The sequence below is a fragment of the Pontibacter rufus genome (genome assembly GCF_015694705.1).
Classification (GTDB): domain Bacteria; phylum Bacteroidota; class Bacteroidia; order Cytophagales; family Hymenobacteraceae; genus Pontibacter; species Pontibacter rufus.
Genome location: NZ_JADQDR010000006.1, coordinates 280,241 through 295,591, shown reverse-complemented (window position 1 = coordinate 295,591; position 15,351 = coordinate 280,241). Strand labels below are relative to the sequence as shown.

The following is a 15,351-nucleotide window of genomic DNA, read 5'->3' as shown; positions in this document are numbered from 1 at the left end:
CAAGCTATATAGAGATAACATACTAAACAAGCCAGGATATGGTATGTGCCGCCTGTGCCCCTGATAGTAAGCATTGGTTTTCTGTTTAGTTTCTATCGTGGCTTCGGCCTTATTTGAACATATATACACCATATTTCCCGCAGTTTCTAAGCATGTTTAACAAGGGGTGTATTATACTCTTTTCATTGGGTAAGCTATTGTTTCAGTAATTTTTCAAAATAGATTTTAACATTATTTATTTTAAGACAATATGAAATGGAAATTGGTTAAACAAATCTTTGCAATGTCGAGCTATGTACTATTGTATAACGTAGTTCCTTGCATTTGGAGCGGAACAGCTCTGGCTAACAGTGGCGGCAGCCGGTTTGTCGCAGTAGCAGATGTACAGGTTTCAGGAGTAGTTACCTCTTCTGAAGATGGTAATCCCCTGCCGGGAGTAACAGTACTGGTAAAAGGTTCTACTACCGCTACTGCTACAGATGCGGAAGGCCGGTATGAGATTTCTGTTCCTGAAAGTGCTACGTTGGTTTTTAGTTATATTGGCTTTACTCCCCAGGAAGTGCCGCTCAATGGCCGGACTCAGCTTGACATAAAGTTACTTCCAGATCAAAAGCAACTGCAGGAGATAGTTGTGATAGGTTATGGTACGCAGAAGAAAGGCGATGTAACCAGTTCGGTAGCTAGTGTAAAACGTGATGAATTTACAAAAGGGGCTGTGCGCGATGCTGCGCAACTGATACAGGGAAAAGTAGCAGGCTTGCGCGTAACTACCCCAAGTGGAGACCCTACCGCTAACACCCAGATTAACCTGAGAGGCATAACATCTATCAATGGTTCCTCAGATCCGTTGGTGCTGATAGACGGCATACCAGGCAGCCTTAACACAGTAGCGCCCGAAGACATAGAATCGATGGATGTGCTGAAAGACGGTTCCGCAGCTGCTATTTATGGAACACGAGCCACCGGGGGCGTAATATTAATTACTACCCGTAAAAACCGGGGTGAGCGTAGTTCCATAGAGTATAATACCTATGTAAATGTGCAGACAATTGCCAGGAGACCGGAATTGCTGACAGGAGATGACTACCGCCGGCTTATACAAGAAGAAGGAATCGACTATACAGATTATGGCGGAAATACGGACTGGCTGGATGAGATCATGCAAACTCCTGTAAGCCAGAACCATAATTTAACGTTCTTTGGCGGGAATGCAAACACAAACCTAACGGCATCCCTTAATTACCGGAAGTGGGAAGGTATTCTGCTGAGATCCGGGCAGGAAAGATTCACAGGGCGGGTAGATTTAAATCACTCTATGTTTGATGATAAACTGAGAGCAAATATTCAGATTATAAATCGTATTACATCGGCCAAACAGGGCGGCGCAGATGGTTATGCATACCGGCAGGCAATTATTCGTAACCCTACCGATTATGTCAGAAACGAAGAAGGCGGATGGCAGCAGAGAGACGGATACTTCTACGAAAATCCTGTGTCCAGGATTTATGAAGCAAATTCGGAGAATGTTGTCAGAGAAATGAGGATGAGCGGTAGTTTGGATTATACACTCATAAAGGATCTGGATTTAAAGCTGCTGGTTTCTCATAACGAGTATAGCTCATTAAGTGGTTATGCCACAACTTTCAACCATACCGATACCTGGTTAAATAACAGAAACAGTAATGCGTCAAGGGGAACTAGCGCAAACAGGCAAAACCTGCTGGAACTAACAGGCAACTACTCTAAATCCATTGGCCGGAACCGCTTCACAATCCTGGGTGGCTATAGCTGGCAGGACGAGATAAGCGAGGGTTTTTCGTCAAGTAACTGGAATTTCCCTACAGATGCCTATGGCTGGAACAACCTGGGAGCCGGACAGGCACTTCAGGCTGGTCAGGCAGATATGGATAGCTATAAGGAAAAATGGCAGTTGGCGGGGGTGTTTGGCCGGCTTACCTATAGCTGGGACGATAAATACCTCTTTATGGCAAGTTTACGGCGTGAAGGCTCCTCAAAGTTTGGCGTTAACAGCCAATGGGGTAACTTCCCTGCTGTTTCTGCCGGATGGCGCATCAGTAAAGAGCCTTTTTTACAAAATGTCTCTGCCATTACTGACCTGAAGTTAAGAGCAGGCTATGGTGTAACAGGTACTATCGCCAGCAATCCTTACCAGTCGCAAATCAGCTACAATTTTACGAGGGGCAACGGAGCTTATATTGGCGGGCAGTGGGTGCCAGGCTTTGTGCCGGCCCGGAATTTCAACCCCGATCTTCGCTGGGAAAAGAAAGAAGAGTATAATGCAGGTCTGGATTTTGCATTCTTGAACAATAGGATCAGTGGTTCAGTAGATGTTTATCGCAGACATGTAAATGACCTGCTGTACAACTTCGAAGTGCCTACTCCTCCTTACTTAATTGGTTCCATGCTGATTAACGCCGGTACGCTGCAAAATGAAGGTTTGGAAGTATTAGTAAATTTTGTACCGGTTCAGAATACTGATTTTACTTGGAACTCTAATGTGACCTACTCCACAAACCGTAACAAACTGGTTTCACTTTCAAACGACCAATTCGAAGCTACGAACGATTTCTTTACTTCAGGCTACACAGGAGAACCTATTCAGGATTATACACACCGGGTAGAAGTTGGGGAGCCTATCGGGAACTTTTATGTATGGAAAACTGTCGGCGTTGACGAGAACGGAGGCTGGTTAATTGAAAGCAAAGACGGGGAAGTAATTCCTATCAACGATGCCAAGCAGGAAGACAGACAATACTATGGCAACGGCATACCCAAACACATAGTAGGTTGGAATAACTCCTTCACAATTAAGAGCTTCGATTTGGCTGTAAACATGCGTGGTGCATTTGGATATGAAATCCTCAACTTCCAGCGAATGTTTTACGAAAACCCTAAGAACCCAGCCTACAATATGCTTAAAACCGCCTATGATCCGGTTTATGGCCAGCGACTCAATAGCGATTTGGTGTACGTAAGCGAGTACATTGAGAAAGGCGATTACTGGAAAATAGATAATGTGACCCTGGGGTACACCTTGCCATCTGATCTGCTAAGTTTTGTCAAGAATGCCAGAATTTATGTATCCGGCCTCAATCTGGTTACTATCACAGGATATAAGGGCATCGATCCGGAAGGCGTAAATTATACAGGCTTCAACCCTGGCAACGATGAACGTGATAAATATCCTACAACCCGCACGTTTACAGCTGGTCTGAGTGTAAGATTTTAAGGTTTTAATTTTAATGCATATTTATGAAAAAGAAACTTACTTTATATATGCTGGTTGCTTCGATAGGGGCAACAGGCCTGATAAGCTCTTGTACTGACCTGGACGAGGAAGTATACTCAGAAGTACTTGCCAGTAGCTTTCACCCCACCGAAAAAGATATTCCCGCTATTGTTGCACCGGTTTATGCGTCGTTCCGGGGATTAATGATGGGCTGGCAGGGATATTTTGATTTGCAGGAAGAAAGTGCGGATGCCATTATAACTCCTGCCCGCCCCAACGGATGGTACGATGGCGGTACGTACCTGCGAATGCACGAGCACAGGTGGGACCCTTTGCAATGGCAACCCGAAAACACCTGGCAGAGCGCTTATCGCAGTATAACAACGGCTAACCGGGTGATATCACAGATTGAAGATGGCGACATTGCCATCGAAAATGGCAAAGAGAGCTTAATGGCGGAACTGAAAGCTGCCAGGGCTTTTGCTTATTATCTTTTGTTGGATAACCACGGCAATGTGCCTATCGTGACAGATTACAGAGATGCAAGCCTTCCTAAGCAGAGTACACGGCAGGAGGTATATGACTTTGTGATAAAGGAGCTGACAGATGCATTGCCACTCTTGAGCGACGATCCATCCAGTACTTACGGCCAGCTTAACAAGTGGGGAGTTAAAGCCCTGCTGGCAAAAATTTATCTGAATGCGGAAGTATATACCGGTACGCCACAATGGGAAAAATGCATACAGGAATGTAATGACATTATCAGCAGTGGCAAGTATGTGCTTGACCCGAACTACTCGGACGTATTTACCTGGACTAATCAGAATTCAAAAGAGATTATTTTCGCGGTACCTTATGACGAAATTTACGGTCCTCAGAACCAGGTTCATATGAAAACGCTGGACCCGCTGAGCCGGTTTGTGTATGCCATGCAGGCAGGCCCCTGGGGTGGTAATTGTGCCGTACCACAGTTTATCGATACCTACGATGAGGAAGATGGCCGGCTAGGGGATACCTGGATTATGGGCCCGCAAAAAAGTGCTACAACCGGCGAAGTAGTGATTGACTATCAGAAAGATGTGCCAAGTATGGCCGGAACAGAGTCTAATGATGGCTACCGCATTGGCAAGTATGCTATCAAAATGGGTGCAACAGGCGGCCTTGATAATGACTATCCCATGTTCCGGTATGCCGATGTGCTCATGATGAAAGCGGAGAGCCTCTTGCGAACCGGAAGAGCTGCTGAAGCCGCTGAACTGGTAAGCCAGGTGCGTGAGCGAGCATTCAGGGCTACCAACCCTGATAAAGCAGTGGTAACGGGTGATGAACTGATGCAGGGAAGCACTTATGAGTATGGCTATCAGGAAGAAGATGGCAGCATTACGGATAAACAGGGGGGAGCCGATATTAAGTATGGCCGGTTTCTGGATGAACTGGGCTGGGAGTTTGCGGCAGAAGCACATCGCCGGCAGGATCTGATTCGTTTTGGTGTATTTTCAACTAAAGCATGGTTCAACCACAGGCCGAGCGATCCAACAAAAACCTTGTTCCCAATACCGGAGGGTGAAATAAGCAAGAACCCTAACTTAACTCAAAATCCAGGTTATTAATTGTTGTTGATGGTTGGTTTCTGCTCATTTGCTTCTGCGCACTACAGAGGCGGTGAGCAGACTTCCTTGTATAAAGGTGTACATGTCGAGCCAGATATTATTTATAGGTTTATACATGCACTGATAATTATATTTTATACTTGTCCTGAGTAAAGATTTTTGTTAGCTGAATATAAGAAGAAAACAGATAAAGTATAAAACATGTAGCTTTTGAGCATGCCTTAGCTTTAAGCTGTTTATACTTAATATTTCGCCTCGCTCGGGAATGCCATACTTTAATGATATGACAAGCTGCTTTTAATGTTTAAGGCGTCTTTTGCATGAATTAGAAATCCAAAACAATCTTTTATGCCTAGTCCTAATAACCCTAACAGGGAAACTGCCTGGCAATATAAGCCGGCCTATGCAGTTGTAGCCGCCTATATTGTAGCTATACTTCTTGGTGTTTCAAATACTATCCAGGCACAAGGCACCAAAGCTGATTATCAAAGAGCCGAGGATTTAAAGGAGGTCTTAAAAGATAAAGTCTTCTATGCCCCCCGCAATTTTCATTGGCTGGAAAAGGATAGCAAATTCTGGTATCTGAATCCTACGCCAAGAGGAAAGGAGTTCATTCTGGTAGATGCACACAAGCAGACACGCAAACCGGCTTTTGACCAGGTGAAATTAGCCAGGAGCTTATCCTCCGCACTGAACAGGCAAGTAGAACCGTACAATCTCCCTTTTTCTGTTATCACTTTTGCAGATAACGGTAAAGCCATAGAGTTTACTGTAGACGGGAAAGAGTGGCGCAGCACCTTAAACTCATACAAAATTCAGGATAAGGGCAAAGCGTCGGCGGGGCAGCGGTCCAACAGATATTGGGGGGACGGTTTTGATGAGCTCAACAATAAACCTGTGCCTTCACCTGACGGCAAGTGGATTGCCTATATTAAAAACTATGACGTCTATATACAATCTGCCACTGATAAGAATGAAGAATATCAGTTGAGTTATGATGGATCAGCAGGTGAATATTACTCCGCTTTTATAAACTGGTCGCCAGATTCCAAGAAATTGGCGACAAACAAGGTTCGCCCCAATAAGCCGCATCTTGTCTATTTGATTGAATCTTCGCCGGACGACCAACTCCAGCCTAAACTTCACTCACGCAATTATCTTAAACCGGGAGATGCGCTGCCACAGAAGACACCCCAGCTTTTTCTAGTTGATACTAAGAAACACATAAGTATAGATCCTTCTTTAATTCCGAATCAATATAGTATATCAAACCCAGACTGGCGGGAAGACAGCCGTGCTTTTACGGTGGAGTATAACCAGCGTGGGCACCAGGTTTACAAAGTGCTGGAGGTTGATGCTGTTACAGGCGCAGTAAAAGACCTGGTAGAAGAAACCAGCAAAACTTTTATCGACTACAGTGGCAAAAAGTATCGCTACGATGTAGCAGATGGCAAAGAAATTATATGGGCCTCGGAGAGAGATGGCTGGAACCACCTGTACCTGTACAATGGTGAAACCGGGAAAGTAAAGAACCAAATTACAAAAGGCGATTGGGTAGTACGTGACGTGGTGCAGGTGGATGAACCTTCCAGAACGATTGTTTTTGAAGGCAGCGGCCGGGAACAGGGGCAGGACCCATACCTGATCCAGTATTACAAGGTAAACTTTGATGGCACCGGACTTACCCCCTTAACTACTGAAAACGCGAATCATACGGCTACCTACTCCCCGGATAATAAATACTTTGTAGATAATTATTCGCGGGTGGATATGGCGCCGGTTACGGTTCTGAGAAGTGCCGCCGACGGTAAGGTGCTGATGGAACTGGAAAGGGCAGATATCACAAAGCTGGAAGGTGCCGGTTGGAAAAAGCCGGAGGTATTCACGGCGAAAGGCAGAGATGGTAAAACCGACATTTGGGGAATCATCATCAGGCCCACAAACTTTGATGCTTCTAAAACATACCCGGTGATTGAGTACATCTATGCCGGCCCGCAGGACTCGTTTGTGCCGAAAACATTCAATCCTGATTTCCGGTACCAGTTTTTGCACGAATTGGCGGAACTGGGTTTTATTGTAGTGCAAATGGATGGGATGGGTACCTCTAACCGTTCAAAAGCATTTCATGACGTTTGCTGGAAGAATCTTAAGGATGCAGGTTTCCCGGACAGGATCTCCTGGATAAAAGAAGCCGCCCGGAAGTATCCTTATATGGATACAAGCCGTGTCGGGATTTTCGGAAACTCTGCCGGAGGACAAAGTTCTGCGGGCGCTCTTTTGTTTCATCCTGAATTCTACAAGGTAGCCGTATCTTCTTCGGGGTGCCACGATAACCGCATGGACAAAATGTGGTGGAACGAGCAATGGATGGGCTTCCCTATCGGGCCGCAGTATAGCGCATCTTCCAACGTAACACATGCAGATAAGCTACAGGGTAAATTATTACTGATATTGGGCGAAATGGATGATAATGTGGATCCGGCGTCTACCATGCAGTTCATGAATGCCCTTATCAAAGCGAATAAAAACTTCGACTTTTTGATGGTGCCGGGCATGGGCCACTCTATGGGAGGAGACTATGGAGAACACAAACGACGGGACTTTTTTGTAAAGCATCTTATCGGGGTAGACCCGCCGGAGTGGGAAGGACAATCCGGTATTGTGAAGGCGCCCTGACAAACAGTACAGGCAGAGCCGGGGCTTAATCTAAATAGCCCTGGGTTCAACCTGTACCGGCAAAAACACTTTAAACCAGATGAGGCGTAAATTTCTCGCGGTGCATTTTCACGTACTCCGAAGGCGTATAGTTGGTGATATCTTTAAACTGCCTGTTAAAGTATGAAATGTTATCATAACCGCACGCAAAGGCAGTTTCCCGTATATTCCATTTGTCTTCTATCAGCAGGCGGCAGGCATGCCCTATGCGAATCTCATTTAAGAACGTTGAAAAGGTTTTGCGGGTGTGATGCTTAAAATATCTGCAAAAGGCATTTACGCTCATATTAGCAACAGCAGCAGCTTCCTGCAGCTTGATTTCTTCAGAGAAGTTGTCCATGATGTAAGTGAATACATCATTGATTTTTTTGCTGTCGGAGTCTTTGGGAGGACCATCAAATCCGACAGACGATAGCAGTTCGAGCTCTTTGGAGCGGGCAAGCAGGTCGAGAATAGCAAAAACCTGCAGTAGCTTGCTAAAGCCATGATACAAAGGCAGATCCTGTACCATCCCGTTTAATGTATGTTTCGTTTCGCCCCTTACATTTATACCTCTTTTGCTGTTAAGCAAAAGCTTTGTGACAGGATAGACTTCCGGAAGCGAGAAGAATTTTTCACCGAAAGAATCTGTATCGAAAAAGACAGAAGTATTCTTCGCCTTTAAACCGGAATCCGGTTCGTAAAACTTTTTATCGTTACGGAAAACATGCGGCAGGTCCGGGCCCAATAACAAAATATCACCGGGTTTAAAACTGCCAATGCTGTCACCCACCAGGCGGGTGCCGGAACTTTCATGGATAAACATAATCTGTACCTCCGGATGGAAGTGAAGATTATCATAGAAGTGCTCCTGCTCCTCATACTGCACGCGGATAGATTCGCCGGAGGTTCGTGGGATTTTAAAATGGACGGGTTTCATAGAACTAATCTGATTTATGCTTTACAGCAGGTATATTAACGAATTTTAACCGTAATTTAAAGAATCAGGTTCAATTTAGATAGTATAGTATTAGAAATGGATAAAATACTGTTCCCAAATTTTGTGCCTACACCTTAGCTTTGTTCCATATATTTCAAATCGTATAAAATTCAGTCACCTAAATTTGCAAATGCTATGACTATAAAATGGGAGGGAGTATTTCCGGCCGTAACCACAAAGTTTACCGATAAAGATGAGCTTGATATTCCGGCTTTCCTAAAAAATATTGAGGCCCAGCTTGCGGCCGGCGTAAATGGAATCATTCTGGGCGGGACTTTGGGAGAAGCCAGTACATTAAGTGATGAAGAAAAAATTAAGCTGGTACAGGAAACGGTTGCCTTTGTTGATAACAAAGTGCCCGTAATCCTTAATATTGCCGAACAAACAACAGCTAAAGCAATAGAAGTTGCTGATACTGCCCGCAAAAATGGCGTGAGTGGCCTGATGCTCCTGCCGCCAATGAGGTACAAGGCAGATGATAAAGAGACGGTTGCTTATTTTAAGGCGGTAGCTCAGTCAACGGACCTGCCGATTATGATTTATAACAATCCGATCGATTACCGCATACTTGTTACCCTAGATATGTTTGAGGAGTTAGCAAATATAAGTAATATACAGGCGGTAAAGGAATCTACACGGGAGGTGTCCAACATTACCAAAATGATCAACCGTTTTGGTGACAGGTTTAAGATTCTTTCCGGGGTTGATACCATAGCTTTGGAGAGCCTGGTTTTGGGTGCACACGGATGGGTAGCCGGCCTGGTATGCGCCTTCCCGGCTGAAACAGTTGCTATTTACAAATTGATCAAAGCCGGACGTTGTGAAGAGGCAGTTAAGATAAACAGGTGGTTCTTTCCGCTGCTTGAGCTTGATGTTCATCCAAAGCTGGTACAGAACATTAAACTGGCGGAGGTGCAAGCCGGGCTTGGTACAGAAAACGTGCGCCTGCCACGCATGCCGCTTGAAGGAGATGAGCGGGAGCACGTTTTGTCGGTTATTAATAAAGCGCTGGAGAACCGGCCTGTTTTGCCTGAGTTGCAAAAGGAGCTCCGGGCAGTTCCAACTTTTTAGAAGATGAGTGTAGAAGTATAATGTATGGCAGCGGGGTTGGAGAATAATGATGCTTACCTTAACATAGCAGAGTATGTCACTTAACCAGGTATTCGATAAAGCAGCAGAAGCATTTAAAGTATATAAGAAAGTTGCAGCCAGCGAAAAGGCAAATTTACTAAGAACCATTGCCGCTGAAATAGAGCAACTTGGCGACGAATTGCTGCAAACAGCGCATCAGGAATCTAACCTGCCGCTTGCCCGCCTGACAGGAGAGCGGGGCAGGACTGTAAGCCAACTGCAGCTTTTCGCCAGCCTGGCAGACGAGGGCACCTGGACGGAAGCAACGATAGACACGGCCCTGCCTGACCGGCAGCCAGCTCCCCGCCCCGACCTGCGCAGAATGCTGGTGCCGTTAGGGCCGGTAGTAATTTTCGGGGCCAGTAATTTCCCTTTCGCTTTTTCTACAGCTGGCGGCGATACAGCTTCGGCACTGGCTGCCGGGTGCCCCGTTATCTACAAAGAGCATCCAGGACATCCTAAAACATCACAGCTGGTGTATAAGGCTATTCAGAATGCACTGCAGGCTTGTGGCTTGCCCGAAGCTGTTTTTCAGCACGTGAGCGGTGGCGCAGACATAGGCCAGGAACTGGTAAAGCATCCTGAAGCGAAGGCGGTCGCTTTTACCGGATCTTACAAAGGAGGTAAAGCCATTTTTGATCAGGCATGCCAGCGGCCACAACCTATCCCCGTTTATGCTGAAATGGGCAGCGTGAACCCGATTTTTATACTTCCTGAAAAAGCCGAAGCAGAAAGTAAGCAGTTAGCCGGACAGGCTGCACAATCAGTACTGTTAGGAGTAGGACAATTTTGTACCAATCCGGGCCTTATTTTTTACCCGGAGAATGATACAACAGAAAGCTTTCTGCAGGAGCTTTCCGAAAAGCTTGAGAGCGCTCCAACGAATAAAATGCTGCACGAAGGTATCTGCAGCAATTACTACAAAGGCGTCAATCAGTTGCTGGCTGCAGGCGGTGTTGAAAAGCTGCTGGCACCGGATGAAGATGTGTTGGTTGGCAATGCAGCCCTGGCTAAAGTTTCGTTAGAGCAGTGGCTGCAAAACGAGGCGCTGCAGGAAGAAGTATTCGGCCCTTTTACGCTGGTAGTAACTTATCATGGGCTGGAGGACCTGGAAAGGGCGGCAGAAAAGTTGCAGGGGCAGCTTACCTGTACGGTATGGGGTACCACATCAGAACTGATACAGGCAGGCAGCCTGGCAGACACATTAAGGGAGAAATGCGGGCGCTTACTTTTCGGGGGAGTACCAACGGGCGTGGAAGTAAGCTATGCCATGACGCACGGCGGTCCGTTCCCGGCTACCACTGATAGCCGCAGTACCTCCGTCGGGGCATATGCTATCAAGCGTTTTGCAAGGCCTGTTACATTCCAGTCTGCGCCAGCGGAACTGCTGCCGCAGGAACTACAGGATGATAACCCTTTATCGATCTGGCGTACCATTGACGGAAAGCTCACCAAAGACAACATATAGCACCCCTACTATGGCAAGGAAAACATTTTTCTGCATCGATGCCCATACTTGTGGCAACCCCGTCCGGCTGGTAGCAGGCGGCGGCCCGATATTGCAGGGAGCAAACATGAGTGAAAAGCGGCAGCACTTTTTGCGGGAGTATGATTGGATAAGGAAAGGGCTGATGTTTGAGCCGCGTGGCCACGATATGATGTCGGGAAGTATACTCTACCCGCCGCACGATCCTGAAAACGACATAGCGGTGCTTTACATTGAAACCAGCGGATGCCTGCCCATGTGCGGGCATGGTACGATCGGAACCGTTACCATTGCATTAGAGGAGGGATTAATCACGCCTAAAGTACCCGGTCAGCTGCGCCTGGAAACACCTGCAGGGTTGGTGAAAGTAAGCTACACCCAGGAGGGGAACAAGGTAAAAACAGTAAAACTTACCAATGTGGCTTCCTACCTGGAAGCCGAAAATTTAACGGTTGAATGTCCGGAATTGGGAGAGCTAAAACTGGACGTGGCTTACGGTGGCAATTTTTACGGCATTATCGATCCCCAGGAGAATTTCCCGGGCCTACAGGAATTTACTGCTGATAAGTTGATTGCCTGGAGCCGGGTGATACGGGAAAGGATGAACAGGAAGTACACCTTCGTGCACCCGGAGAATCCTACTATAAGCGGGCTTTCACACATCCTCTGGGCAGGCGATACGCTACAGCCAACTTCTACGGCGCGTAATGCTGTTTTTTATGGCGATAAAGCCATTGATCGTTCTCCGTGCGGCACAGGCACTTCAGCCCGGATGGCCCAGTGGTATACCAAAGGCCTGCTAAAACCAGGGCAGGAGTTTATACACGAAAGCTACATCGGCTCCATTTTTAAAGGCACTATTGAGGGAGAAACAACGGTAGCAGGTAAACCGGCTATATTACCAGGTATTGAAGGCTGGGCCATTGTAACCGGCCTAAATTCGATATTTCTGGATGAAGCAGACCCTTATGTACACGGATTTCAGGTGATATAATATGAGCAAAGTTGTAATAGCCGGAGGCGGTATTATTGGTTTATTTACTGCATACTATTTATCGGAAGAGGGCTTTGAAGTAACCATACTGGATAAAGGAGACTTGTCGGCCAACTGCTCCATCGGAAACGCAGGCATGATCGTTCCCAGCCATATTGTGCCACTCGCGTCGCCCGGCATAATAGGAAAAGGACTCAAGTGGATGTTTTCATCCACCAGCCCCTTTTATATACATCCTAAATTAGACAGGAGGCTTTTGCAATGGTGCCTGCTCTTCTATCAGTCTGCTACCAAAAAGCATGTAGCTTATAGTATTCCTTACCTTAAAGGCCTTAGCCTGTTCAGCAAAAGCCTTTATCTGAGCCTGGCAGAACAACATGTTGCCGCTGATCTGGGCCTGGAGGAGAAAGGCCTTCTGATGCTTTATAAAACCGAGGAGGCCGCCCAGGAAGAAATTGAGTTTGCCCATCTTGCCAGCCAGCATGGCCTTGTAACAGAGGTGTTGTCGCAGGAGGATGTGCAGAAACTGGAGCCATACGCAGGTATGGACGTGTTGGGTGGCGTATTTTTCCCGGGTGATGCCCATTTGAACCCTGCCAAGTTAAATCATTTCCTGGTGAAGCAACTGGAAAGCAAGGGCGTTAAAATTATACGGAATGCCGAAGTGCTTGATTTTGCCTGCACTGGCCGCACGGTTAACGCTGTTATAACTGATAAAGGAGACTATGCCGGCGATTATGTTATTATCGCTGCCGGCTCCGCGTCTGGACAGATAGCCAGAAAACTGCAAATAAACATGCCAATGCTGGGTGGAAAAGGTTATAGCTTCCTGGCAGAAAATTCCCCGGCTATTCAGCGCCCGGCCATACTTGTAGAAGGAAAAGTAGCCGTAACACCTTTCGGCAAAGAAGTGCGCTTTGGTGGCACCATGGAGATTACGGACGACAATCAGAAAAAAAATATCAACCGCGTAAAGGGCATTCATAACGCCATTTCCAGGTACTATAGTGATTTTCAATGTCCCATGCCTGATGCCAAGAATATATGGAGCGGCCTGCGGCCCTGCTCGCCGGATGGCTTGCCCTACATCGGATTTACGCAGCGCTGGGACAATGTACTGTTTGGAACGGGGCATAGTATGATGGGCATCAGTTTAGCGCCGGCCACCGGAAAGATTCTGGCAGAGCAACTGATGAACAGGAAAGCGCCGGTCTTAATAGAAGCCTTCTCTCCGGACAGATATAGCTAGTGGAATAAGCAGGAGGAATGTCTATGCATGAGTAATGCAGAACATGCTGAAGATTCAGACCTGGTAAGATGAGGGTAAGGGCTTAAGCTGATTGATATAAAGGTGCAGGACGCCAGGCGCTTGTACTTGTTCATAGTATAAAACCTAATTTGCATGAAACGACCGGACTTTTGTATTCTGAAGTTTTCTTTACTCTTGTTGCTCCTTTCACCTGTCGTTCCCAAAGCCGTTCTGGCACAGGATAGCAGCTCTTTATACCTGCAAACAAGTGATGTCAATAACCTGATGGTGAAGCTGCGTGCGGATGAGGGAAGCCTGAACCGCTTCTACTTCATGAGAAACTCACCGGAGTATATCGCACGCTTTCAGCTACTCTATAACAATTACCTGCAGGAACTGGATAAACTGAACTTTGAAAGTATGAATACAGGTAGCCGGGTAGACTACCTGTTAACGAAGCGGGATTTAGAAAATAAACTGCGCCTGCTCGGCATCGCATCGCAGGAATCAAACCAAATAAAGAAATGGCTACCGTTTGCGGATAAGATTTATGCGCTGGAGATACCCCGCAGGCGTGGTCATACAGTTAACGGGCAGCAGGTGGCCACTGAGCTGAATGCTATCGGGAAAAGCCTGCAGGCTGCTACAACTGCACTGCAAAAAGAAGCGTCGTTAGACAGAAACCTGGCGTATCGTTTACAAAACACCATCAAAGATCTACAGGAAGGCCTTAAAAGTGTTTATACTTTCTACTACGACTATGACCCCGGATTTACCTGGTGGGTGCCGTCGCCCTATAAACGGGTAGACAGCCTGCTGACCGCCTATGCTACGCTGGCAGAGAAAAAGGGAAATGTACTGGGCAAGAACCAGAAACCCGATGCAAGTGGCATTGTAGGTAGCCCTATAGGTAAGGAAGAGCTTATCAGGCAGTTACAGTATGAAATGATTCCTTATACGCCGGAAGAGCTGATTGACATTGCCAACAAGGAATTTGCCTGGTGCGATAAGGAAATGCTGAAGGCGTCGCAGGAGATGGGCTTTGGTAACGATTGGCACAAGGCTTTGGAAAAGGTAAAAAACACTTATGTACCGGCCGGAGAGCAGCCCGAAGCCATGCTGAAGTTGTATAACGAGTCAGTAGATTTTATAAAAAAGAAAGATTTGATTACCATACCGCCACTGGCGGAGGAAACCTGGCGGATGGAAATGATGACGCCCGAACGCCAGCTGGTTAACCCGTTCTTTACAGGAGGCGAGGTTTTTAGCATTTCATATCCCACCAGCTCCATGTCTCAGGAAGATAAGCTGATGAGCATGCGGGGCAACAATCCTCATTTTTCGCGCGCTACCGTGCACCATGAACTAATAGCAGGCCACCATTTGCAGGGCTTCATGAACAACCGCTACAAAGTATACCGCAACTTCGATACTCCTTTCTGGACCGAAGGCTGGTCTTTGTACTGGGAGATGCTGCTTTGGGATCAGGGATTTCCCCAATCGCCTGAAGATAAAGTCGGCATGCTCTTCTGGCGAATGCACCGCTGTGCCCGCATTATCTTTTCACTCAATTATCACCTTGGTAAATGGACGCCGCAGCAATGCATCGATTTTCTGGTAGACCGGGTAGGGCATGAGCGTGCCAATGCCGCGGGTGAAGTACGTCGCTCTTTTGAAGGGCGTTACAGCCCGCTGTACCAGGTAGCTTACATGATGGGCGGCCTGCAGTTTGATGCGCTTAAGAAAGAGCTGGTAGATAGCGGCAAAATGACATACAAGCAATACCATGATGCTGTAATGCACCAGAACAACCTGCCTGTAGAAATGGTGCGGGCTATACTTACAGACCAGGACCTGCCGGAAGATTATAAAACAAGCTGGAGATTTTACGCTAAATAATACTGAACTTTAAGCCCGAACAAAAGCATACTGCCAAC

General features: G+C 46.7%; 9 protein-coding genes. 8 read left to right on the top strand and 1 reads right to left on the bottom strand.

The window, feature by feature from the left end:
• Positions 1 to 283: 283 nt before the first annotated feature.
• From I2I11_RS12295 to I2I11_RS12285, 3 genes are all read left to right on the top strand, one after another.
• Positions 284 to 3,250 (top strand): SusC/RagA family TonB-linked outer membrane protein, encoded by a 2,967-nt coding sequence (locus I2I11_RS12295; protein ID WP_196267997.1) that lies wholly within the window; start codon positions 284 to 286, stop codon positions 3,248 to 3,250.
• A 23-nt stretch (positions 3,251 to 3,273) separates the two neighbouring features.
• Positions 3,274 to 4,860, top strand: a complete 1,587-nt coding sequence (locus tag I2I11_RS12290; RefSeq protein WP_196267996.1) for a RagB/SusD family nutrient uptake outer membrane protein — start codon at positions 3,274 to 3,276, stop codon at positions 4,858 to 4,860.
• Between the two features lie 348 nt (positions 4,861 to 5,208).
• A complete protein-coding gene (locus I2I11_RS12285; RefSeq protein WP_196267995.1) occupies positions 5,209 to 7,536 on the top strand; it encodes a S9 family peptidase in 2,328 nt (775 codons plus the stop codon).
• A 70-nt stretch (positions 7,537 to 7,606) separates the two neighbouring features.
• Here the strand turns inward: I2I11_RS12285 and I2I11_RS12280 are convergent, their stop codons facing one another.
• Complete coding sequence (locus I2I11_RS12280; protein WP_196267994.1) at positions 7,607 to 8,494, bottom strand: AraC family transcriptional regulator; 888 nt, start codon at positions 8,492 to 8,494, stop codon at positions 7,607 to 7,609.
• 201 nt (positions 8,495 to 8,695) lie between these two features.
• Here I2I11_RS12280 and I2I11_RS12275 point away from each other — a divergent pair, with 201 nt between their 5' ends.
• From I2I11_RS12275 to I2I11_RS12255, 5 genes are all read left to right on the top strand, one after another.
• Positions 8,696 to 9,625 carry a dihydrodipicolinate synthase family protein gene (locus I2I11_RS12275; RefSeq protein ID WP_370582974.1) on the top strand — a complete coding sequence of 310 codons (930 nt, stop codon included), beginning with the start codon at positions 8,696 to 8,698 and terminating at the stop codon, positions 9,623 to 9,625.
• 73 nt (positions 9,626 to 9,698) lie between these two features.
• The gene (locus I2I11_RS12270; RefSeq protein WP_196267992.1) at positions 9,699 to 11,153 is read left to right on the top strand and encodes an aldehyde dehydrogenase (NADP(+)); all 1,455 of its coding nucleotides are present in this window, start codon (positions 9,699 to 9,701) and stop codon (positions 11,151 to 11,153) included.
• A 10-nt stretch (positions 11,154 to 11,163) separates the two neighbouring features.
• Complete coding sequence (locus tag I2I11_RS12265; RefSeq protein ID WP_196267991.1) at positions 11,164 to 12,165, top strand: 4-hydroxyproline epimerase; 1,002 nt, start codon at positions 11,164 to 11,166, stop codon at positions 12,163 to 12,165.
• Position 12,166: 1 nt separating this feature from the next.
• A complete protein-coding gene (locus tag I2I11_RS12260) occupies positions 12,167 to 13,414 on the top strand; it encodes an NAD(P)/FAD-dependent oxidoreductase (RefSeq protein ID WP_196267990.1) in 1,248 nt (415 codons plus the stop codon).
• 153 nt (positions 13,415 to 13,567) lie between these two features.
• Positions 13,568 to 15,313 (top strand): DUF885 family protein, encoded by a 1,746-nt coding sequence (locus I2I11_RS12255; protein ID WP_196267989.1) that lies wholly within the window; start codon positions 13,568 to 13,570, stop codon positions 15,311 to 15,313.
• Positions 15,314 to 15,351 lie beyond the last annotated feature (38 nt).